Raw genomic sequence first — 23568 nt, forward strand, 5'->3', positions numbered from 1 at the left:
ACTCAAGAGAATAACGTTTATAAGACATAGAAAAGCTCCCCCCTAGGCAAACAGATTTTTGTTTTTAATCTGTCTACTTAGAGGGGAGCATATCATATGCACCGGACCTGTTCCGTATGTAAGATGTGGTAAATCCCAATTGTGCCGTTCGATGTAGGAATCTATCGTTTTGAACCCGCTCTCAGCAGGTGGGTGTCCTATTTTCAACTTTATGCTTCCCCGCAAAGGGCGTGCAAGCGGTTGAAAAACGTGAACTCCCGGATATTGAAGTGTTCGGTCAAAACTGATGGATATTAAAACGTACACATCAGGACTTACCTTGTGAAATCATCATAGCATACGGAAAATCAAAAAACAATTATTTAGATGAAAAATTATAGATTTTTCTGAAGATTCAGTGATAGCTTCAATTCATTCAATTGTGCTTCACTTACTTCTCCAGGTGCATCAGTCAGCACACAGCTCGCACTCGCTGTTTTAGGGAATGCAATCGTGTCACGAAGGTTCGTGCTGCCTGCAAGCAGCATCACAAGACGGTCAAGCCCAAGTGCAATTCCGCCGTGTGGAGGCGTACCGTACTCAAATGCTTCTAGAAGGAAGCCAAACTGATCAATTGCCTCTTCTTTTGAAAAACCGAGAACTTCAAACATCTTTTCCTGAATCTCGCGCTCGAAAATACGGAGTGATCCACCGCCAAGCTCATAACCATTCAGTACGATGTCATACGCCTGCGCTCTGACAGCACCCGGGTCTGTTTCAAGAAGGGGCAGATCTTCTCTCACAGGCATTGTAAACGGATGGTGTGCTGCGAAATAACGGCCTTCTTCTTCATCATACTCAAGCAGCGGCCAGTCAGTCACCCAAAGGAAGTTAAATGCTGATTCATCAATCAGATCAAGCTCCTTACCAAGCTTTGAACGGAGCGCACCCAGCGCATCAGCGACAACTGATTTTTTATCAGCTACAAAAAGTAGTAAGTCTCCTGCCTCAGAACCTGCAGCTTCAGTTAATTGTGCCTGTTCTTCTTCATTGAAGAATTTCGCAATTGGTCCGGCAAAGCCTTCTTCAGTTACCTTCAGCCACGCAAGCCCTTTTGCACCGTAGCGTCCGGCAAACTCTCCAAGTGCGTCAATATCTTTACGAGAGTACTGATCTGCCGCCTGTTTTGCGTTAATCAGTTTCACCTGGCCGCCACCTGCAACTGCACCACTGAATACTTTAAAGCCTGAGTTTTCAACGATAGCAGATACGTCAGTCAATTCCATGCCAAAACGTGTATCAGGCTTATCTGAGCCAAAGCGCTCCATTGCATCAGTGTACGTCATACGCGGGATCGGCAGCTGAATTTCAAGTCCCTTTACATCCTTCATCATCTGATATAGCATCTGCTCGTTCATTGTCATAATCTCTTCCTGGCTCATAAAGCTTGTCTCAATATCAATCTGAGTGAACTCAGGCTGTCTGTCAGCACGAAGGTCCTCATCACGGAAACAGCGCGCAATCTGATAATAGCGGTCAAACCCGCCAACCATTAACAGCTGTTTGAAAAGCTGTGGTGACTGAGGAAGGGCGTAAAATTCACCTTCATGTACACGGCTCGGCACAAGGTAGTCACGGGCACCTTCTGGCGTACTCTTTGTCAGCATTGGTGTTTCAACTTCAATGAACTGCTCGTCATCAAGGAAACGGCGGACAGACTTTGTAATGCTGTGACGCATTTTGAATGTATTCGCCATTACAGGACGGCGCAGGTCAAGATAACGGTGCTTCAGGCGGATCTCTTCTGCTGTCTCCGCTTTGTCTTCAATTGCAAACGGCGGTGTTTTTGCACTGCTCAGTACAGTCACTGCTTCAGCCTGCACTTCAATTGATCCAGTCGCAAGGTTCGGGTTAACAGTTCCTTCTCCTCTTGCCTGCACTGTTCCTTCGATACTTAATACATATTCACTGCGAATCGCTTCTGCTGTTTCAAGCGCCTCTTTTGATGTGTCAGGACTGAAGACAACCTGAACAATGCCTGATCGGTCACGCAGATCAACAAAAATCAACCCACCAAGGTCACGTCTTTTCTGAACCCAGCCTTTTAAAGTAATTTTCTCTCCGATTGCGGCTTCCGGTACTTCACCGCAGTAAAATGAACGTCCAAACATATGAATTCCTCCCTAAGCTTTCTCTATATATTTAATAATGTCTTCAAATGGTACTTCTTCCTGTGAACCGCTATCCATGTTTTTCACTGATGCCTTACCTGCAGTAAGCTCATCTTCACCGATGATGACAACATTAGCAGCATGAATCCGGTCAGCGGCTTTAAACTGCCCCTTCATTTTACGGTTCAGATAATCAAGTTCAGCACTCAGACCCTTTTTGCGTGCTTCATATGTCAGAGAGACTGCCTTTTCTTTTGCAGCTTCTCCCATTGCTACGAAGTAACAGTCAACTTTCTCATTAATCGGCAATGAGACACCTTCAGCTTCAAGCGCCGCCATCAGTCTTTCAATACTGAGCGCAAAACCGATACCCGGTGATGCAGGTCCACCGATCTCTTCAGTCAGCCCGTTATAACGGCCGCCCCCGCAAAGTGTTGTGATGGCCCCAAAGCCTTCAGCATCACTCATGATTTCAAAAGCAGTGTGGTTATAGTAATCAAGACCGCGAACCAGATTAGGATCAAGTTCATAGCTGATGCCCATCACATCAAGGTAACGCTTCACTTTATCAAAGTAGTTCTTTGATTCTTCATTCAGATAATCCTTCAGTGAAGGCGCGCTTTCAATCAGTTCGTGTCCTCTGTCTTTCTTACAGTCAAGGATTCTGAGCGGGTTCTTATCCAGACGGACCTGACAATCAGAACAGAACTCATCAATTCTTGGACTGAAATGCTCGATTAAAGCATTTTTGTGAGCGATCCGGCTCTCAGTATCACCAAGGCTGTTCAGTACCAGCTTAACTTTCTTTAATCCAAGACGGCTGTACAGCTCCATTGCCAGTGAGATCACTTCTGCATCAATCGCAGGGTCATCACTGCCAATCGCTTCTACACCAAACTGAACGAACTGACGGAATCTGCCAGCCTGCGGTCTTTCATAGCGGAACATCGGCCCTGTGTAAAAAAGTTTTACCGGCTGGATCGCCTGACCGTGCATCTTATGCTGAACATATGAGCGAACAACGCTTGCTGTTCCTTCAGGGCGGAGTGTCAGATTTCTGTCACCACGGTCTTTAAATGTGTACATTTCTTTTTGCACAATATCCGTTGTATCGCCTACGCCTCTTTCAAACAGTTCAGTGTGTTCAAATACAGGTGTCCGGATTTCCTTGTACTGATACTGCCGGCACAACTCAGCAGCTGTCTGCTCGATAAACTGCCAGTGTTCAGATACCCCGGGTAAAATATCCTGTGTGCCTCTTGGTATATTAATTGTCACGATTACTCCTCCTTCAACTCAACTCGAATCCGACGCAGCTGCTAAAATTAGACAGCAAAAAAATCCCGTCCCTTGTTCGAAAACAAGGGACGGGATTTTCCGCGGTGCCACCCTAATTGAAGCCTTAAGCTTCCACTTTAAGCAGTTAACGCCTGCTGACGTTTTTCCCTACTCGTGTTTCAGGAAAAAACCTACAGAGTGTTCATTCAACAGGGCGATCTGTAAGTCTGCTTTCAGCCTGGGGCAGACTCTCTCTGTGCATTCGTGATCCTGTTTACTGTTCTCTATCATCGGTATTCGTTCATATAATGTAATCAATCATAATCACCAGAGGCGGACTTGTCAAGAGGACGGTAAAAATGAATTGCTATCTGTTAAAGCGGGCTGTTCATTTCCGCTCCAATTATCACGTGAACCAAAATCATCAATCACTTTCACATAACAAGCAATTCAAAATTACTAATGACGGTGGAATGGTTTTTACTATATGATGTTAGTAAGAATATGTTGGGGTGATTTGATTGAAACTGCTGCCAGTGATAATATCAATATTTTTAGTAACTGCCCTGCTGCCTGAAGCACAGGTGCATGCAGAAGGAATTGTCGAAACTGCTCACGACAATACGCTGATCAGGGAAGGTCCCGGACTGTCCTACCCTGCTGTTACTTCAGCAGATGAAGGGGACCGGTTCACAGAACTACAGCGTGTCAGCGGATGGGTTCAAGTTTCTCTTGCAGAAGGATCAGGCTGGATTGCTGACTGGCTTTTGACAGAAACTGAAACTTCAACCGAACCTTCTGATAGCGAAAGCGCTGCTGAACCCGCATCTGATAACAATAATGGGACGATTTTAGTGGATAGGTTAAACGTCAGAGATGATTTTTCTTCTGAAGGTAATGTGATCGGCACATTAAACACCGGAGATCAGGTCACAATCAGTGATGAAAAGTATGGCTGGCTGAATATCTCGACTGGTACTTTAACCGGATGGGTCAGCTCCGATTATGTGGAATATAATATTTTTTCCGCAGTTGAGTCCTCAGATACACTGACTGACGACATACATATTACAGTAAATGGTTTGCAGGTGCGTGCTGAACCTGATCGAAACGGTGAGATTATCGGTACTGTAAATTTATACGATTCTTTTACTGTCGAAGAAGAATCTGAAGGCTGGCTGATGATTGAATTTGAAGATGGTCAGACCGGTTGGATTGCAGAATGGTTTACTGAACGCGGCTTACATCCGGGCAGCGCGGGTTCCGGTGACCTGGATGGACAAGTCACAATTCTATACAACGGTTCAAATATAAGGATGGAACCCTCTACCGATGCAGCTGTGCTCTACAAAGCAGGAGCAGGTGAATCACTTGAGGTTACAGGAGAAACCGGAGACTGGTATGAAGTCCTGATACCTGGCGGTGAACGCGGTTATATTGCTAATTGGATTGTGTCAGCAGAAGATGGAACCTCGCCTGAAGAAGAATTAAATGATGAACCGGTTGAATCGATTTCAGATGCTACAATTGTAATCGATGCAGGGCATGGCGGACGTGACGGTGGTGCAATCGGTGCAGCAGGCACACTTGAGAAATCACTAACCATCAGAACTGCCGAAGCCCTGTATCATATGCTATCAAGTACTGGCGCGAACGTCATTATGACCCGTGAAGACGACCGTCATGTAGACCTTCACAGCCGGGTTGCTGTATCCAAAGACCATGGTGCTGACGCATTTATCTCACTGCATTATGATGCGATCAATGACCGGAGCGTGAAAGGATTTACTACTTATTTTTACGGAGGACCGGATGAGGCACTCGCCGATTCTGTTCACAGCGGGCTTAGTGACAGCATGACGATTAAAAACCGCGGAATGCATCACGGAAACTTTCTTGTGTTAAGAGATAATTCTGCTCCTTCAGTACTGATTGAATTAGGCTTTATCAGTAACCCTTCAGAAGAAGCATCAGTAAATAATGAGCGTTTCAGAGAAATCGCAGCGACCGGTATTTATAACGGACTGACTGACTATTTTTCTGGCGGGAATTAAAAAATCCGGGACATCTTTTTCAGATGTCCCGGATTTTTCAGGTTTCTACGATCAGCGTGACCGGACCGTCATTGACAAGTGAAACGTCCATCATCGCGCCAAACACGCCCGTTTCCACCTTCAGACCTTTATCTTTTAATAAATCATTGAACTTTTCATACAGCGGCTCTGCGTAGTCAGGTTTTGCTGCGTTCATGAAGTTTGGTCTTCTGCCTTTTTTTGTATCGCCATAAAGGGTAAATTGGGAGATGGATAAAATTTCTCCTCCCTGATCGAGAACAGAATGATTCATTTTCCCGTCGCTATCTTCAAAGATACGCAGATTGGCAATTTTCTCAGCAACATATTCGCAGTCAGATTCATGATCGTCCTGACTGATGCCTACTAACAGCACCAGCCCGCTGCTGATTTCTCCTTCAACCTGGCCTTCTACCGTTACTTTTGCTTCTTTACTTCGCTGAACAACTACTTTCAAAGTGATGATCCTCCCTGGCTAGTTTACAATTCTCTGTACAGCGTAAATGTCAGGAATCTGCTTAATCCGGTCTACAACCCTTTGAAGGTGAGTCACATTCTGAATCATAATTGACATATTGATCGTTGCCATTTTATTGCGGTCACTTCTCCCGCTGACAGCTGAGATATTTGTTTTCGTCTCATTGACTGCCTGGAGCACTTCATTCAGAAGGCCTCTTCTGTCATAACCGGAAATTTCTATATCAACGTTATATTCTTTCTTATTTTCAGTTGTGCCTTCCCATTCAACCGGAATGAGTCTGGCTTCAGAATCACCCTGTATATTAGGGCAGTCGCTTCTGTGAACAGATACACCGCGCCCTCTTGTAATAAAACCGATGATTTCATCACCCGGTACGGGGCTGCAGCATTTAGACAGTCTGACTAATAAATTATCAATGCCCTTGACCGTTACGCCCGCATCTTTTTTCTTTTTAACAGAAGGCGGCTTAATGTCAGCCATCGCTTTTTCAAGCGTGTCTTCCTCATCGCGAAGCTTTCTCAGTCTGTCAGTCAGACGGTTTGCGATCTGTGCGCCGGTAATGCCGCCGTAGCCGACTGCAGCGTATAAATCATCCTCACTTGAGAAGTTATACTTTTCATAAACCCGCTTCATATTTTCTTCAGTCAGTACGTCTTTTGGAGAGAAATCAAGCGCTCGGATTTCTCTGTCTACAGACTCCCTGCCCTTATCAACATTTTCATCACGTCTCTGCTTTTTGAAAAACGCTTTAATTTTATTTTTCGCCTGTGATGTCTGAGCAAGCTTCAGCCAGTCCTGACTGGGACCATATGAGTGCTTGGATGTCATAATTTCAATAATATCGCCCGTTTTCAGCGGCGAGTCGAGCGGTACCATTTTCCCATTCACTTTTGCACCAATGGTTTTGTTTCCGATCTCTGAGTGAACGCGATAGGCAAAATCAATCGGCACTGAACCTGCCGGCAGCTCCATCACATCACCTTTAGGCGTAAAAACATATACCATATCAGAAAACAGATCGAATTTAAGTGCATCCATAAATTCTTCTGCATCTGAAGAATCCTGCTGGAACTCAAGGATTTCCCTGAACCAGGTCAGCTTCTTTTCAATCGTCTGTTTGCTGTCTTCATTAATGACTGTCCCTTCTTTATAAGCCCAGTGTGCAGCTACACCATATTCAGCAATACGGTGCATGTCAGCAGTTCTGATCTGAACTTCAAGCGGATCCCCTTTAGGGCCGATAACAGTTGTGTGAAGAGACTGGTACATGTTCGGTTTTGGCATTGCGATATAATCTTTGAATCTACCTGGCATCGGCTTCCAGCATGTATGAATAATGCCAAGCACCGCGTAGCAATCTTTAATACTGTCCACGATTACGCGCACAGCAAGCAGATCATAGATCTCATTAAACTGTTTATTCTGAACAGCCATTTTTTTATAAATCGAATAAATATGCTTTGGTCTGCCAACAATATCTACATCAATCCCAACATCTTTTACCTGCTGCTGGATTTCTGTAATAACCTCATCCACATATTCTTCACGTTCATTACGCTTTTTTTTCATCAGGTTAACGATCCGGTAGTATTGCTGCGGATTCAGGTACCTAAGTGATGTATCTTCAAGTTCCCATTTAATGGTTGATATACCGAGTCTGTGTGCGAGTGGAGCGAAAATCTCCAGCGTTTCATTTGAAATCCGGATTTGTTTTTCTACTGGCATATGCTTCAAAGTTCTCATATTATGAAGGCGGTCAGCAAGCTTGATCAGGATCACTCTGATATCCTGCGCCATTGCGATAAACATTTTACGATGGTTTTCAGCCTGCTGCTCTTCCTTGGATTTATATTTAATTTTACCGAGCTTTGTGACGCCGTCCACCAGCATGGCAACTTCTTCATTGAACTTTTCTGTCAGATCTTCATAAGTAAAAATTGTATCTTCAATTACATCATGAAGAAACCCTGCTGCAACGGTTGACGGGTCCATTTGAAGTTCAGCCAGAATGCCTGCAACCTGGACAGGGTGGATGATATAAGGCTCACCTGATTTTCGGAACTGTTCTTTATGAGCTTCTTCAGCCAGCTGGTAGGCTTTCTTCACAAAATCCACCTGACTTTTATTCATATAACTTGCGGTAATCCCGAACACTTCTTCAACGGTAAGCACCCGATCATTTGCCATACGATTTATCACCTTTATCATGTTTAGTAGTTTTGAGTATTGTTTCTATTATTAATAAAAAATCAATTTATGTAAAGCCATTAGCGATAATTCATTCATTCAGAAAGAAATATATGAAAAAGAGCCCTGTATCAAGGACTCTTTAAGCAATTATACATTAAAATTCCATCAGGCGCAGCATGTCATATCCATTCAGCTTCTCACGGCCGTCTAAATATGAGAGTTCGATCAGGAATGCACACCCTGCTACAACGCCGCCAAGCTCTTCTACAAGCTTGATTGTCGCTTCAATCGTACCGCCTGTAGCAAGCAGGTCATCAGTAATCAGTACGCGCTGTCCCGGCTTAATTGCATCTTTATGAATCGTCAGAACATCTTTACCATATTCTAATCCATAATCAACTTTAACCGTTTCACGCGGAAGTTTACCTTCTTTTCTTACTGGAGCAAATCCTACTTTCAGTGCATAAGCAACCGGACAGCCGATAATAAATCCGCGCGCCTCAGGTCCCACGACCAGGTCAATGTGCTTTTCCTTAGCATATTCTACAATTTGATCTGTAGCGTAGCTGTAAGCTTCACCATTATCCATTAATGTCGTGATATCCTTAAAACGCACGCCTTCTTTCGGCCAGTCTTCTACAATTGTCACGTATTGCTTTAAATCCATACCTTTTCCTCCTCAGGTTGCGCCCAACCGGAACGCTCTTCAAACCATTTTTTCAATTCATGAAATGATGAATATAATAATTCCTGCTCAAGCTCAGCAAGCCGCTTTTTCGCTTCATAGGCAGGGGACTCTGACAGGTCACGTTTCTGTAATTGCTCATTAAGCGAAATGAATCCATCGTTTATTGTAACAAAATCAAGCTCAAAAAACACCTTTGTCATAAAATTAATTGTGTCTAATGACCAACCTTTGTGAGATGCAAGTGCCTGTCCATGCTGTGCCATATGAAATGTTTTTCTTTTTTTCAAAAAAGCAAAGAACCATGCAAAATCCTCACGCTTGGGAATTGAACTGAAGAATTGCGGGTCCTCCAGATAAAAGTGGGCATATATTCTGGATGGGGCAGCATCCTTCAGTAATGCTTCAAGCAACTTTGCATCCTCAGGAAGGTCCAGCAGCACCACAGATCTGCCATCAGTATTTAACTCATTTGCTTCCTCTACTGTACTGATCAGTTTTACATCATGCGCACTCAGCACCTGGTTAAACCGTTCAAATGCCTTTTCCTGATATGCGACCACAATTGAATCTGCCGGGATCGTAGGCACCCACCTTGCCGGTTGTGCGATACCACGAATGTCAAAAAGCTGCCATTCCTTGACCCTGAAGTCACGGACGAATAACTGCGGTTTTTTGATGTTATTCCATTCATTGATCGAAAGTTCACCTATTAAATCAAGTTTGGCAATTGGTGAAATCTGATCTGCTATTTCTCCCATTCCAAATGCAATCGCATCAAGGGTCTGGTCACCATGTTTTACTGACAGCTTAAGATGATTTTGTCCTGAACCGATTTTTCTGATTGAAGCAATATCAGTCTGCTCAATCAACACTTTTGGTTTAGGGTTTTTCATGCCAAACGGTGCAAGCATTTGCAGCTGCATAATTGCATCCAGATCAATCTCCTCGATCGACGCCTTCACATCAATTCCTGTCACCGGTATAAAGTCTTCATCTTTCATTTTTTCAGCCTGCTGATTCAGGTTCGCTCTTAATTCATTAATATCATCAATTTGAAGTGTCATCCCTGCTGCCATCGGGTGTCCACCAAAGTGCGGAAGTATTTCGCGGTTTTCTGATAGTTCTTTGAACATATTAAACCCTTCAATGCTTCTCGCAGATCCTTTTGCAGTCCCCTTTTCCGGATCTTCACACAGAATGATAACCGGTCTGTAGAACTTTTCTACAAGCTTTGATGCCACAATGCCCACGACACCAGGATTCCAGCCGGTTTTTGAGATGATCAGTACCCGATCATTTTTATATTGCGATTGTGCAATCTCCATGGCTTCTTTTGCAATATCCGCAACAATTGCCTGGCGCTCTTTATTCAGCGCATCGATTTCAACCGCAAGCCCCTCTGCTGCCTGCGTGTCATCTGTCATGAGCAGATCAACTGCCGGAGCAGCATCAGAAAGCCTGCCTACTGCATTTAAGCGGGGACCAATCGCAAAGCCGACTGTCTCTTCATCCGCTTCACTGAGTGTAGCACCTGATTTTTTAAGCAGGGCGTGAAGACCTTTACGTTCAGTTGCACGAAGCTGTTTCAGTCCTTTTTGAACGAGCAGCCGGTTTTCACCAGTTAATGGCACCAGGTCAGCAATCGTACCAATCGCTACAAGGTCAAGCAGCTCTTCAGGAACCTCTTTTAAAAGCGCGTGTGCGAGTTTGAATGCCACCCCTACTCCGGCAAGCTCTCTGAACGGATAAGTTCCGTTCTCTAAATTAGGATGTATAATCGCGTATGCATCGGGAAGTTCCGGTCCGGCTTCATGGTGGTCAGTAATAATCAGGTCTACTCCCAGTTCCTTGAGTAATCCAGCTTCACTGACACCTGAAATACCATTATCCACTGTGATGATCAGACTGTACCCTTTTTCAGCAGCTTTTTGAAAAGCTTCTTTGTTTGGGCCGTAGCCTTCAGTAAAACGGTTCGGTATATAAAAATCAGATTCTGCACCCATTGCCTGAAGTGCACTTAACATCACTGATGTACTGGTAACTCCGTCAGCATCGTAATCGCCATAAATCAGAATGGATTCACGGTTATTTACAGCGCGGCTAATCCGCTCCACAGCCTTTTCCATATCGTCGAAAAGAAATGGATCGTGGAATTCTTTTTTGCCTGTATGTAAAAAATCAGCTGCTTCTTCAGCACTGGTCATGCCTCTTTGTACGAGTAATTTTGCAATAAAAAGCGGAATGTTAAGTTCAGCTGCAAGCTTTTCATTTTCAGCCGCGCTGCTTTCCCTAACATTCCATCTTGTTTTAGACGTTAACATAATTTCACCTCTTCAGATGTTTTCATTATACATGAGCAAGTGTCATGATTCAATGAACCAAAAAGGTGATGGTGATTTATTCAGCTGCGGAATCACCTGATGAATCAGGTGCAGTTTTACGGTATTCCTGCCTGCTTGGCAATTCACCTGTATTTGCTTTCTGAGCTTCAGTCAACTGCTCATTCAACTGCTTATTTTCTGCTTCAAGCTGCTTTACTTTTCTCTGAGCAATAAATAACCGGAACAAACCGACAGATCCCATAATGATACCACCCATTAAAACTGATCCCAGTATCACAAGAATCAGCGGCAGCTCTGCTTCAGAGAATCCGAAATTCACTGTTACAGGATCAACATTGATCACCGCAAAAATCGCTACAATAAGTGCAAAAACAATTCCTAAAATTAATGTCCATTGAAATTTCACCTGTGTGACCTCCTTTTTTAATGGGTTTACCCTTTTTAACGGAGGTTTACTCCTTCGTGGGTGTACACAGTGGGGACAGAGGTGAAATTATCATCACTATTAAAAAAGCTATGTTAAAGTTTAGTGTTGTTTTGGCACAGCTGATGATTGGAGCATAAGGGGGCGACTCCTGCGGAAAAACGATCGTGAAAGACCCCGGAAGGCAGCGGTTTTCTGCCTGAGGAGGCTTGAGCGTTCGTCCGCGGCAAGCGTCCCCCTGAAGCGGAAATCAACAGCCAAATTTAACAAAGCCATTAAAAAAAACGGAACAGCATTACCTGTTCCGGTTCTCACATTATACGACTGGTTCGTCAGTCCATTCTTTTTTCTCTTTATACGTAATTAATACGCCTTTCTTTTTCAGCTGGCGCTTTTTCAGCACATACCACAGTTGTGCTGCGATAAATACTGATGAGTACGTTCCTGCGATTAGGCCGACAAGAAGGGCAATCGAGAAGTTCAGGATAGAAGTTGCACCGAATATAATCAGTGCAACTACTACAAGTACAACAGTCAGCACTGTATTAATTGAACGACCAAGCGTTTGTCTGAGTGATTTATTCACAATCAGCGCAAGCTCTTCCTTCGTCTCAATCCGCTTCATTTTACGCATATTTTCCCTGATCCGGTCAAACGTTACGATTGTATCATTTATGGAGTAACCCACGACTGTTAGAACTGCTGCGATAAATGTAATATCAACTTCAAGTCTTGTAAGACTGAAGATCGCAATAATAAAGAACGCATCATGGACAAGTGCCACAATTGATGCAGCAGCCATTTGCCATTCGAATCTTAGTGCAACATAGAGAATAATACCGATCGATGCAATGGCAAGAGCCTTCATGGCATTTTCAGCAAGCTCTTCACCAATAACCGGATTTACAGTAGATATATTAGGATCCGATCCGTATTCTTCTGAAAAGTAAGTTCTTAATTCAGCAATTTCATCCTGACTAAGCGGCTCCGCAAAACGTGCAACCCCGATTTCCTGATTTTCACCGGAGATTACTACGTTGGAAGCTTCGTAACCTGCTTCTTCAAGATCGTCGGCAAACGATTCATTTGTCAGCGGTGTATCAGAAAGCACTTCCATTCGGGTACCGGCTGTAAAATCAATGCCGAGATTCAATCTGAACGTCAGCAGTACTGCAAGTCCTGCAACGAGTAAAATTGCTGAAAGAATAAAGAATTTCTTCCGGATTTTCACAAAGTCAAAGCGGTCAAATTTTGTAGGAAGATCGAGTGAATCAGGTTCTTCCTCCTCGTTATATTCCAGGATCTCGGATTTCTTAACGCCAAACCATCCTTTACGCTGATCAAGGAATTTACTTCTCACCCACAGGCTCATAAAGAGTCTTGTACCAAATACGGCTGTAATGAAGCTTGTCACAATACTGATTAAGAGCATTGTTGCAAAGCCTTTTACAGAACTTGTTCCAAAAGTAAATAGGACAATACCGGCAAGCATAGTGGTAACGTTCGCATCCACAATTGTCAGCAGTGATGAACTGCTTCCTTTTTTCCAGGCTTCACGAACTGATCTGCCGACTCTTAATTCCTCTTTCATCCGCTCATAAGTGATGATATTGGCGTCAATCGCCATACCAACACCAAGAATAAGTGCTGCAATACCAGGGAGTGTCAGCACACCATTCAGCCAGTCAAAAATCAGCAGAATCAGATAAATATATACTGAAAGCGTAACAACCCCGATGAATCCAGGGAAGCGGTAGTAGGCAATCATAAACAGGAAGATCAGCGCGACGCCGACAATACCTGCTAAAATCGTCTGTTCCATTGCCATCAGACCGAATGAGGCACCAACTGAAGTGGAGTAAACCTCTTCAAGTTCAACCGGCAATGAACCTGCATTTAACAGGTTAGCAAGGTTGTTTGCTTCTTCAAGTGTGAAATTACCTGTAATGGTTACAGTATCAGTATTCAATACCTGACTGACATTTGGCGCAGAGATAAATTTCGGATCTTCTTTTGTTACTTCCTCTGCGTAAGAATCTCCTTCTTCATAATCAAGCCAGATCACCAGCTGATTTTGAGGAGCCATCGCGAGAATTTCTTCAGTAATCTGTCCAAACTGATCTGCGTCCTTCAGTTGAACCTGGACAATTGGCGCATTGGTATCAGGGTCAAACGTCTGTGTAGCTCCGCCCTCAACCAGGTCAGCTCCTGTCATTTTTATTTCATCATTCACATCACGGAATGTCAGATTTGCTTCAGTTGAAAGAATCTCTCTTGCCTGATTCTGATCTTCAACGCCTGCGAGCTGGACACGGATTCTGTTCCCGTCTTCAACCTGAATGACAGGCTCACTTACACCGAGTACGTTCACTCGGCGGTCAAGTGCTTCAGCTGTATCTGAGACTACTTCCGGAGTGATCTCCTGACCTTCTTCAGCCCGGTTTACTTCGTATAGAACTTCAAATCCGCCTTGAAGATCCAGACCAAGTTTGATGTTATTTAAAATCGTATTGGATGTCAGTCCAATCGTGCCGCCTATTAGAATGACTAATAGAAAAAATGCGACAATCCTGCTGCGTTTAATCATTATGTAAAAATCCTCCTCATATATATAGTTTCAAGATGTAAAAAACTATATATAAACTTCCCGTGTGTTGTAACAGGTCTGTAATTGTACTGAAATTTCAGCAACAGACTTATTATGTATTACTTCCCTATTGGTGTCAACGCACTCTCTGATATTGTCAGTTAATGTTCATCATTCGGGTTTCCGTGAAGCAGCAGATTTAATTCTTCATCTTCTAATCCTGTTCTGCCGGCTGTCAGCTTATACTCTTCATTAGTCATAAAATTCATATAGTCTCCTGCTTTCACCTGGAGAATCTCCTGTACAACTTTGTGGAGTCTGAAGCTTTCGGTTTCTCTTTTCCATTTTTTCCGAGTCAGGTAACGCCATATGTTTTCAGGCGTTGCAGTGTCGTATCCATAGAGCCTGAGTTCCTGCGCCTTGCTAATCAAAGCAGGGCCGACCACAGGAAAAGCTTCTTCATAACTGGTATGCTGGTTCATTCTTACACCCCTTTCGAATTTAATGGCATAGCGGCACTTTGTTCATGCATATGATTGATTGTATCTAAAATAAGCGTGTTTGAGAAGATGGAGGATTAAGTGTCTAAGCTGATTAAAGGTACTTTACTGCTGATGGCTGCTGCGTTAGTGACCAAAATTCTAGGCTTTGTACATAGGATTATACTGGCAGACCTTGCCGGTGAAGAAGGCGTAGGACTTTATATGATGACTTTCCCTGCGCTCGTACTCGCCATTACGGTGACCCAGATCGGACTCCCGATTGCGATTTCAAAATATGTTTCTGAAGCTACTGCCAACCGGAATGAACGTGAGATCCGTAACATTTTATCTGTATCACTCTGGATCACGGGTACTTTAGCGATGATCCTTACACCAATCCTGTTTTTTTCAGCACCATATATATCGACTTCTCTTTTAAATGATGAAAGAACGCTTATTCCGTTTATTGCTGTACTTCCTGTCATACCAATTGCCGCATTTTCAGCGGTTGTCCGCGGATATTTTATGGGGAGGCAGCAGATGGGGGTTACTGCTGTCGGTTCGGTTTTAGAACAGGCAGTCAGAATTGTGCTGCTGATGGCAGCTATCGGCTTTTTGAGTTCAAAAGGAGCGGCATATGCAGCAGGCGGCGCGATGCTTGCAGCTGTTGCAGGGGAATTATGTTCACTTCTTTTTTTACTTGTCATGTTTAAAATAAGAAATCAAAAAAATGTTAAAAAAGCTGACCAGTCATTCCGTTATACTGCAGGAAAACTTCTTAATATTGCGCTGCCAAGCGCCGGAAGCAGATTTGCTGGTTCTGTCGCATGGTTTCTTGAACCTGTTATCGTTATGAAATGTCTGGTTTTTACCGGGATGGCAGCGACTGCTGTTACTGCAGATTATGGTCTGCTGACGGGCTTTATACTCCCTGTGCTGCTGCTGCCTTCTTTTATAACAGTGTCTCTCAGTATGGCACTGGTTCCTTCAATCAGTGAAGCCAGAGCGTTGTCTCAGGATCGAATCGTGCTATACAGAATCAAACAGGCGCTACGGCTTTCAGCGGTTACAGGAACTTTGTGCTGCCTGCTGCTATTTCTAGAAGGAAAAACAATTTTAGTTCTGTTATACGGTTCAGACAAAGGTATTGAGTTACTGAAACTGATGTCGCTGTTTTTCATCTTTTATTATTACCAGGGACCCCTTCATGCGGTACTACAGGCTTTTGAAGCTGCAGGCAAAGCAATGTTGAACAGTATCACTGGATCTGTTATCAAGCTGTCAGCAATGGCAGGTCTGATGCTTTATCTGGAGAGTATTACTGGCGCAGCAATTGGACTTGTGATCGGCACAGCTGCTGTCACTTTTATGCATTTTCACACAGTCAGGAAATTGTGTCATATGAAGCTTCCAGTCGGTCAATATGCGGCAATATGTCTTGTTACAGCGTGCTGCTGGCTGATACATACCGGTATTGCAACGATGGATGCGCCGGTCAGAATTTTGATTATCATCATCATTTATATGTTCCTGGCATCCAGGGTTCAGCTAATACAACGTGAAGACTGGTCGTTCTTAAACACGTTTAAGAAGAACTGATATACCATTCTCCGTCTTCATACGTACAGAAGAATATTGTTTTTAATTGTTCATAGCCCTGCTTTTTCATTTCACTTCTCAGCCAATTTTCATCTTTACCTATTAGTGCAAGGTGCCTGCTCTGAATTCTTCCGTCCATGACCAGAGGGAGTGACAGTTGTCCGGCACTGCGCTCTTTTCTAAGTACGGATAAAGTGCCGGATGGTTCGAGGATTGCAAATGAAACCTCCTGAATGTCGAACACTTCCTTCTCTCTCAGCTGCTGCATCAGATCATCCATATTATAGCGGTTTTTTCTCATTTCATTGATGACTATTTCCCCATTGTGAATGAGTATGGAGGGCCTTCCGTCCATCAGATCCCTGAATTTTTTCGATTTCAGTGAGAACCAGGATAAAAGTATCTGCAGAAGCATTAATAAAATCATCGGGAATATAGCCTGCATCAAGCTTAGTTCCGTGTCTTCTATTGCAAAAGCAGCCATTTCTGCAATCATCATAAAGACTATCAGGTCAAGAAGGCTCAGTTCTCCAATCTCCCTTTTACCCATAACACGGAATATGACCAGGATCAGCAAATACAGGGTAACAGCCCTGAAGCCAATCAGACTGTACATCTCTAACATGTGCACACCACCTTCACTCAAATAGTGTGTGCGAAAAAATGATTTCAATTACTCAAGATTTATATGGAGGGGATCTTTTATGATTGTGTGGAAAAAAACTGCAGGAGGGATTGCAGCAGCTGTCGTCATTTTTTTTTTAATTGCCGCTGTTTATTCGGCTGTTGCAGCAACTCTGCTGCATTTTACTGATCTGTCTGAGCTTTCAATGGAAAAGTGGAACGGAATGACCGGAGCAGCCGCTGTTTTAATTGGCAGTATGGCCGGAAGCGCCTATGCAGGTCAAAAAGGAATGTACATTGGATGTCTGACTGCCGGAATCGTTATTTCCATCTCTCTATTGTTTAATCATACACCCTTTGAGTGGTCACAGCTGATCCATTATGGACTCTTTCTAGCATGTGGTCTTACAGGAGGGATTATCGGAGTAAATTTCAGAGGTGCAAGAGAAAAATAAAAAAGCTGCGGCTGCAGCTTTTTTTATTGACTATTACATTGCTGAATCTTTTTCCACTACTTCACGGACTGCATTTCGGTCATAAGTCAACCGGCTTCCATCTCCACACTTAACGACAACCTGACCTTCATCAAGTGCATCAATAATTCCGTGAAGACCGCCAATCGTGACGATTTTATCACCTTTACTTAAGCTGCTTTGCATTTCCATTACTTTTTTCTGACGCTTCTGCTGAGGACGGATTAAGAAAAGGTACATTAAACCGAACATCAGAATCAGTGGCAGTAAAGTTACGATCATATCCATAACGCTAAACTCCCCCTTTCTTTCATATATCTATTAAAAGTTTTTTGCATTCGGCTGGTTGAAACCGTACTGTTCAAAAAACTCTTCACGAAAGTCTCCCAGTCTGTCTTCTTTAATTGCCTGGCGGACATTCCCCATTAAGTTTATCAGAAAATGCAGGTTATGATAAGTCGTAAGTCTAATTCCGAACGTTTCTTCACATTTAATCAGGTGTCTGATATACGCTCTTGAATAATTCTTACAGACATGGCAATCACAGTTAGGATCAATCGGTGAAAAATCACGCGCATATTTCGCATTTTTCACAACGAGTCTTCCTTCGCTCGTCATCAGTGTACCGTTTCTTGCAATACGTGTAGGCAGTACGCAGTCGAACATATCAATACCGCGCATCGCACCGTCAATCAGTGAGTCAGGCGATCCGACGCCCATTAAATAACGCGGTTTGTCTTCTGGCAGCCACGGTGTTGTGAATTCCAGCACGCGGTTCATAACATCTTTAGGCTCACCTACTGACAGACCTCCAACCGCATAACCCGGAAAGTCCATTGAAACAAGATCTTTGGCACTCTGACGGCGCAGGTGTTCATACTCTCCACCCTGAACGATCCCAAAAAGTCCCTGGTCCTCAGGACGATTATGAGCTTGCAGGCAGCGCTCTGCCCATCTGGTCGTACGTTCAACTGAATCTTTCATATACTTTTCTTCAGCAGGATAAGGCGGACACTCATCAAACGCCATCATAATATCAGAACCAAGCGCATTCTGGATCTCCATCGCTTTTTCAGGACTTAAAAACAGCTTGTCCCCATTAATATGATTCCTGAAATGAACGCCTTCTTCCTGGATGTTACGGAACTTACTTAATGAAAACACCTGAAAGCCGCCTGAATCTGTTAAGATTGGACGGTCCCAGTTCATAAATTTATGCAGGCCGCCTGCTTCTTTAATAATATCGTGACCCGGGCGAAGCCACAGATGATACGTATTACTCAGGATGATCCCTGCATTTAGTTCCTTCAGATCTTCAGGAGACATTGTTTTTACTGTAGCCATCGTACCAACAGGCATAAATGTCGGTGTCTCAAATGACCCGTGCGGTGTATGGACAATCCCAAGTCTCGCTCCTGTTTGTTTACATGTTTTTATATGTTCATATCTGATTGCACTCAAAGATGTTTCCCCTCTCTATTTGATCAGCATGGCATCGCCAAAGCTGAAAAACCTGTACTTTTCCTCTACTGCTGCACGGTAAGCAGCAAGCGTGTTTTCCCTGCCTGCCATGGCACTGACAAGCATGATCAGCGTGGACTTTGGCAAATGGAAGTTTGTCAGCAGCACATCTGACGCTTTAAATGTGTATCCCGGGTAAATAAAAATATCTGTCCAGCCTGACTGAGGTTTAAAAGTTCCTTGTTCATCAGCGATCGTCTCAAGTGTCCTTGTTGACGTTGTGCCGACTGTGATGATCCGTCCCCCGTTTTCACGCGTACGATTCAACAGCTCCGCATTTTCTTGAGACAGCTGATAATATTCGCTATGCATATCATGCTCTTCAATAGAATCCACAGAAACAGGTCTGAATGTACCAAGTCCTACGTGCAGCGTGATAAAAGCAATGTTAACACCTCTTGATCTGATCTCATCAAGAATTTCCTCTGTAAAATGCAGACCGGCAGTCGGTGCTGCTGCTGAGCCACGTTCTTTGGCAAATACAGTCTGATAGCGGTCTTTATCGTCAAGTTTCTCCTTGATATAAGGAGGGAGCGGCATATCTCCAAGCTGATCAAGCAGCTCATAAAAGATGCCATCATATTTAAATTCAAGAATACGTGCACCCTGATCGCCTGTTTCAATACATTCAGCCGTCAGCAGACCGTCACCAAACGTAATGACTGTTCCAGGCTTTATTCTCTTTGCAGGCTTAACGAGAGTTTCCCATGTATCCCCTTCAATCTGCTTCAGTAAAAGAACCTCAATGGCTGCACCTGTTTCTGTTTTTTCCCCAATCAGTCTTGCCGGCAGTACTTTTGTGTCATTAAGTACAAGGCAGTCTCTTTCATGGAGATAATCAAGTATATGGGTAAACGATTGATGCTCCACTTTACCCGTTTTTTTATCAAGCACCATCAGTCTGCTTGATGTACGATCTTCAAGCGGAACCTGAGCGATCAGTTCCTCAGGAAGTTCAAAATCAAAATCATTAATATTCATCTGTCTGCAACTCCTTACCTGAACCTTCCGATTAAAAAGAAGATCCCTGTCAAAATTAAACTGATTAAAATCGATGTGACGATTGGAAAATAAAATGTCATATTTTCTTTTTTAATCACTATATCTCCCGGCAGCCTGCCAGCTTTTATAAACTGCAGTAGAAATCCAGCTACCAGCAATGCAGCCCCTGCAATCATCAGCATTTTTGGCAGCGTCATTCCGGTACCTCCAGATTAAAATGTTCATAAACAAGGTGTGTGGCAATTCTTCCGCGCGGAGTACGCTGTAAAAATCCAATTTGCAGGAGATAGGGTTCATAGACATCCTCTATTGTAGATGATTCTTCCCCAATACTTGCTGCAATGGTATCAAGACCAACAGGACCTCCTCTGAAGCGTTCGATAATTCCTCTTAACAGCTTATGATCTATATGGTCAAGACCAAGCTGATCAACCTGCAGCAATTCAAGTGAAGCCTGCGCGATCGGAAGGGTAATGTCCCCATTTCCTTTCACCTGTGCATAATCTCGCACTCTTCTCAGCAGGCGGTTTGCGATACGCGGTGTTCCCCTTGATCTGCGTGCGATTTCAGCAGCTCCTGAATCATCAATTTCTGTATTGAATATATCAGCTGAACGGTTAACAATCTCCTGCAGCTGTTCTATATTATAATACTCCAGTCTGCTAAGCACGCCGAACCTGTCTCTTAATGGAGCTGAGATTGCGCCTGCACGGGTAGTCGCTCCTACTAAAGTGAACGGAGGCAGGTCAAGTCTTACTGACCTTGCACTAGGGCCGGTCCCGATCACAATATCAAGACAGAAATCCTCCATTGCAGGATATAAAACTTCTTCAATCGCTCTTGGCAGACGGTGAATTTCATCAATAAACAGTACATCACCCGGCTCGAGTGCTGTCAGAATCGCGGCAAGATCACCTGCTCTTTCAATCGCAGGCCCTGCTGTTGTTCTGAGGTTAACACCCATTTCATTTGCAATGACGGCAGCAAGCGTCGTCTTACCCAGACCAGGGGGACCATACAGAAGAACATGGTCAAGGGTCTCCTGACGGTTTTTAGCTGCTTCAATATAGATTGATAAATTCTTTTTCACTTGATCCTGACCGATATACGTCTCTAACAGCTGAGGTCTGATCGTCTGTTCCAGTGACTCATCTTCTATATTTGCTTCCCCTGATAATATCCGCTCTTCCATCTAATCCCTCCTTACTTCAGCTTCAGCATCAGCTGAAGACCTTTTTTAATATACTGATCTGTCGTTAACGATTCTTTTTGTAAGACAGGTCTGATTTTTTTCACTTCACGCTCTGAATACCCCAGCGCCTGCAGTGCCATAACTGCTTCATCAAGCGCTGAATCATCCAGTCCCTTTTCTTTTGCGGGATCTGTGAAAAGGTTAGGGAAATAATCCGGCACCACATCCTGCAGTTTTCCTTTCAGGTCAAGAATAATTTGTCTGGCTGTTTTTTTTCCTACTCCAGGGAACTTTACAAGCAGTGTCTCATTCTCTTCTTCAATCGCCTGGATGACCTGTTCAGGTGCACCGGACGCAAGGATGGCAAGTGCCCCTTTAGGACCGATTCCTGACACATTTAAAAGTTTCGTAAACAGCAATTTCTCTTCCATAGAGGGAAAGCCGAACAGTGTGAGCTGGTCTTCCCTGACGTGCTGATACGTAAAAACCTGCACAGTTTCACCCTGTTTTGAAGACATCACAAAAGGATTAGGCATAAAAATTTTATAGCCTAACCCGTGATGATCAGAAACGATATACTCTGTTGAAATATATGTAATTTCACCTTTTATATATTCATACATATTGAACTCTTCCTTTCAATGCAACCTTCATTGTAACACAGTTTCAGCGGATCTAGTGTCTGACATTTTTACAACACCGGGTCCTGATGTGCGGTTGGTTATATGAAACATCTGTTCTATTTTATCATGTAGCCTGTGGTATTTCAGCAAAAGAAAAAAACAGCCGCACAGGCTGTTTACTGAACTTCTGCATATCCGCTCCATTCTAAAAGTGGAGACAGTTTTTCGGTTCTGGTTCTGAGAGTGATTTCTTCTTTATTCATATCAATGATTTGCCAGTCACGGTATTGTGAAAAGAAGTCTTCCATTGCTTCGTACGACTCTTTTCTTTTTTCAAATGATTTTTCACCATCTCCGTAGACGGTCTCTATTGATAATGTCAGTGTGAGCGCTGATGCTTGAGTGGTAAAGCATGCAGACAGGGTAAAAATGAATAAGATGAACAATGTTTTAACCATTCGATCCTCTCCTTAATCGCTTATTAAGGTTAGGATTTGATTAATAACTATTTTTATTCGTCTTTAGAACGGTCCTCGGTAAGGGTGTGGCTGATGACACGGGCAGCAGCAGTGGGGCATCGGGTGACACCACGGCTCCATCATATGATGTTCCGGAGCCGGCATCATCATTTGCGGCATTTGCTGCATTTGAGGCATCGGGTACATCTGTTGCATTTGAGGCATTTGCTGCATATGCGGCATAAAATTCATTTGTGGCATTACCTGCTGAGCAGGAGGTGTTTTTTTACAGGTGCAATATTTTTGTTCAGGTTCTTTCCACATTTTAATGGGTTCTGCTTTAGGCATTTTTGGGGGCTCCTCCATTTTTGGTGCTGTCTGCATTTTAGGTACTTCCTGCATTTTTGGCATTTCAGGCATTTTTGGTATTTCCGGCATTTTAACAGCTTTTGGCATGACCATGTTCTTATAAGGCATTTCAAAATCTTCCGGGAGAAGCGGATAAGCAGGTTTATTATTGGCATATGGGTGCATGTATTCTTCTTTTTCAACTGCTTTGCCGGCTGGTATTTTAATTTTCATGCCGGGCATGATCATATCAGGATCTGCTAATTGTGTATTCACTGCCTTCAGTTCCTCAAAAGACACCTGGTAATTTTTCGCAATTGTCCAGAGGGTATCACCTTTTTGCACTACGTGAATTTTCATCTTGCCACCTCCATCATTCATTCTATATATCCTATGAAGTAAATGGATTTATGATACAATACTTTCAGAATGATCGATGAAAGAAGGGTAATCTATGCCAAGTGACCGCCAGAAAATCGGAGAAGCGAGAAGAGAAAAAATTTTACATACACTCAGACAATCTGTTGGACCAATTACGGGCCGTGCGCTCGCTGCAGAGATGAATGTGAGCAGACAGGTAATTGTCAGTGATATCAACTTACTGAAAGCTGGTAATGAGCCGATCCTGGCAACGAGCCAGGGCTATTTATATATGCCTGCACAGCCAGCGAGCAGAGTTTCAAGGTTAATGGTATGCAGACATACAGCCGAACAGACAGAAGAAGAATTATTACTGATTGTCAAACACGGCGGAATCGTAAAAAATGTGATGATCGAACACCCTGTGTACGGGGAAATGACTGCCTCACTGATGCTGCATAACGCAACTGAGGTCAGACGATTTATCAATGAGCTTTCTTCTTCTGATTCGACTCTTCTTTCAGTGCTGACTGATGGGGTTCATATGCATGAGGTGGAAGCTGAACATAATGCTGTGTTAGATCGTATTGTAGAGGAATTGAAGCAGGCCGGGATTTTGTATCAGGAATAAAAGAGGCTGAGACGAATTTTCGTCTCGGCCTTTTTCTTTGGTA

22 protein-coding genes, 1 other RNA gene and 1 other annotated feature are annotated in these 23568 nt (G+C 43.5%); of the genes, 4 read left to right on the forward strand and 19 right to left on the reverse strand.

Features of this window, described 5'->3' with window-relative positions:
* Positions 1–128: 128 nt before the first annotated feature.
* The 3 genes from ssrS to hisS form a co-directional block, all read right to left on the reverse strand.
* Positions 129–317, reverse strand: a non-coding RNA gene (gene ssrS / locus JOD21_RS07175) — 6S RNA.
* A 57-nt stretch (positions 318–374) separates the two neighbouring features.
* Entirely contained in the window at positions 375–2150 is a 1776-nt protein-coding gene (aspS, locus tag JOD21_RS07180) for an aspartate--tRNA ligase (protein WP_204728966.1), read from the reverse strand.
* A 12-nt stretch (positions 2151–2162) separates the two neighbouring features.
* On the reverse strand, positions 2163–3428 hold the full coding sequence (gene hisS, locus JOD21_RS07185; protein ID WP_204728967.1) for a histidine--tRNA ligase: 1266 nt from the start codon (positions 3426–3428) through the stop codon (positions 2163–2165).
* Positions 3429–3510: 82 nt separating this feature from the next.
* Positions 3511–3728 (reverse strand) — a binding site (T-box leader).
* Positions 3729–3949: 221 nt separating this feature from the next.
* Here hisS and JOD21_RS07190 point away from each other — a divergent pair.
* Complete coding sequence (locus tag JOD21_RS07190) at positions 3950–5482, forward strand: N-acetylmuramoyl-L-alanine amidase family protein (protein WP_204728968.1); 1533 nt, start codon at positions 3950–3952, stop codon at positions 5480–5482.
* A 37-nt stretch (positions 5483–5519) separates the two neighbouring features.
* Here JOD21_RS07190 and dtd read toward each other — a convergent pair whose 3' ends face one another.
* The 7 genes from dtd to JOD21_RS07225 form a co-directional block, all read right to left on the reverse strand.
* Complete coding sequence (gene dtd, locus JOD21_RS07195; protein WP_204728969.1) at positions 5520–5957, reverse strand: D-aminoacyl-tRNA deacylase; 438 nt, start codon at positions 5955–5957, stop codon at positions 5520–5522.
* An 18-nt stretch (positions 5958–5975) separates the two neighbouring features.
* The gene (locus JOD21_RS07200) at positions 5976–8168 is read right to left on the reverse strand and encodes a RelA/SpoT family protein (protein WP_204728970.1); all 2193 of its coding nucleotides are present in this window, start codon (positions 8166–8168) and stop codon (positions 5976–5978) included.
* Positions 8169–8325: 157 nt separating this feature from the next.
* Entirely contained in the window at positions 8326–8838 is a 513-nt protein-coding gene (locus JOD21_RS07205) for an adenine phosphoribosyltransferase (RefSeq protein WP_041121035.1), read from the reverse strand.
* Positions 8829–11180, reverse strand: coding sequence for a single-stranded-DNA-specific exonuclease RecJ (recJ, locus tag JOD21_RS07210; protein ID WP_204728971.1), 2352 nt, complete (start codon positions 11178–11180; stop codon positions 8829–8831). The genes JOD21_RS07205 and recJ overlap by 10 nt, the downstream gene beginning before the upstream one ends.
* Positions 11181–11256: 76 nt before the next feature.
* Positions 11257–11607 (reverse strand): lipopolysaccharide assembly protein LapA domain-containing protein, encoded by a 351-nt coding sequence (locus tag JOD21_RS07215; RefSeq protein WP_204728972.1) that lies wholly within the window; start codon positions 11605–11607, stop codon positions 11257–11259.
* A 334-nt stretch (positions 11608–11941) separates the two neighbouring features.
* On the reverse strand, positions 11942–14212 hold the full coding sequence (gene secDF, locus JOD21_RS07220; RefSeq protein ID WP_204728973.1) for a protein translocase subunit SecDF: 2271 nt from the start codon (positions 14210–14212) through the stop codon (positions 11942–11944).
* Positions 14213–14373: 161 nt separating this feature from the next.
* Entirely contained in the window at positions 14374–14694 is a 321-nt protein-coding gene (locus JOD21_RS07225; RefSeq protein ID WP_204728974.1) for a post-transcriptional regulator, read from the reverse strand.
* Positions 14695–14793: 99 nt separating this feature from the next.
* On the opposite strand from JOD21_RS07225, the gene spoVB reads away from it, so the two are divergent.
* On the forward strand, positions 14794–16293 hold the full coding sequence (spoVB, locus tag JOD21_RS07230) for a stage V sporulation protein B (protein WP_204728975.1): 1500 nt from the start codon (positions 14794–14796) through the stop codon (positions 16291–16293).
* Here the strand turns inward: spoVB and JOD21_RS07235 are convergent.
* Complete coding sequence (locus JOD21_RS07235; RefSeq protein WP_204728976.1) at positions 16280–16918, reverse strand: DUF421 domain-containing protein; 639 nt, start codon at positions 16916–16918, stop codon at positions 16280–16282. The genes spoVB and JOD21_RS07235 overlap by 14 nt on opposite strands.
* A 79-nt stretch (positions 16919–16997) precedes the next feature.
* Here JOD21_RS07235 and JOD21_RS07240 point away from each other — a divergent pair, with 79 nt between their 5' ends.
* Positions 16998–17372: a TIGR04086 family membrane protein gene (locus JOD21_RS07240; protein WP_204728977.1), complete on the forward strand. Its 375-nt coding sequence runs from the start codon at positions 16998–17000 to the stop codon at positions 17370–17372.
* Between the two features lie 33 nt (positions 17373–17405).
* On the opposite strand, the gene yajC is transcribed toward JOD21_RS07240, so the two are convergent.
* The 8 genes from yajC to safA form a co-directional block, all read right to left on the reverse strand.
* Positions 17406–17678 (reverse strand): preprotein translocase subunit YajC, encoded by a 273-nt coding sequence (gene yajC, locus JOD21_RS07245; RefSeq protein ID WP_041121028.1) that lies wholly within the window; start codon positions 17676–17678, stop codon positions 17406–17408.
* A 33-nt stretch (positions 17679–17711) separates the two neighbouring features.
* Positions 17712–18851: a tRNA guanosine(34) transglycosylase Tgt gene (tgt, locus tag JOD21_RS07250; protein WP_041121027.1), complete on the reverse strand. Its 1140-nt coding sequence runs from the start codon at positions 18849–18851 to the stop codon at positions 17712–17714.
* Between the two features lie 15 nt (positions 18852–18866).
* Complete coding sequence (gene queA, locus JOD21_RS07255) at positions 18867–19892, reverse strand: tRNA preQ1(34) S-adenosylmethionine ribosyltransferase-isomerase QueA (protein ID WP_204728978.1); 1026 nt, start codon at positions 19890–19892, stop codon at positions 18867–18869.
* Positions 19893–19906: 14 nt separating this feature from the next.
* Positions 19907–20110, reverse strand: a complete 204-nt coding sequence (locus JOD21_RS07260) for a DUF2905 domain-containing protein (RefSeq protein ID WP_041121025.1) — start codon at positions 20108–20110, stop codon at positions 19907–19909.
* Positions 20107–21105: a Holliday junction branch migration DNA helicase RuvB gene (ruvB, locus tag JOD21_RS07265; protein ID WP_041121024.1), complete on the reverse strand. Its 999-nt coding sequence runs from the start codon at positions 21103–21105 to the stop codon at positions 20107–20109. The genes JOD21_RS07260 and ruvB overlap by 4 nt, the downstream gene beginning before the upstream one ends.
* Before the next feature lie 11 nt (positions 21106–21116).
* A complete protein-coding gene (gene ruvA, locus JOD21_RS07270) occupies positions 21117–21728 on the reverse strand; it encodes a Holliday junction branch migration protein RuvA (protein ID WP_204728979.1) in 612 nt (203 codons plus the stop codon).
* Between the two features lie 176 nt (positions 21729–21904).
* Positions 21905–22186 (reverse strand): BofC N-terminal domain-containing protein, encoded by a 282-nt coding sequence (locus JOD21_RS07275; RefSeq protein WP_204728980.1) that lies wholly within the window; start codon positions 22184–22186, stop codon positions 21905–21907.
* A gap of 63 nt (positions 22187–22249) precedes the next feature.
* Positions 22250–22894 (reverse strand): SafA/ExsA family spore coat assembly protein, encoded by a 645-nt coding sequence (gene safA / locus JOD21_RS19440; RefSeq protein WP_204728981.1) that lies wholly within the window; start codon positions 22892–22894, stop codon positions 22250–22252.
* A gap of 94 nt (positions 22895–22988) precedes the next feature.
* On the opposite strand from safA, the gene JOD21_RS07285 reads away from it, so the two are divergent.
* Positions 22989–23525: a transcription repressor NadR gene (locus tag JOD21_RS07285; RefSeq protein ID WP_204728982.1), complete on the forward strand. Its 537-nt coding sequence runs from the start codon at positions 22989–22991 to the stop codon at positions 23523–23525.
* The last annotated feature ends 43 nt before the right edge of the window (positions 23526–23568 follow it).

The sequence above is a fragment of the Jeotgalibacillus terrae genome (assembly GCF_016908195.1).
Classification (GTDB): Bacteria; Bacillota; Bacilli; order Bacillales; family Jeotgalibacillaceae; genus Jeotgalibacillus; species Jeotgalibacillus terrae.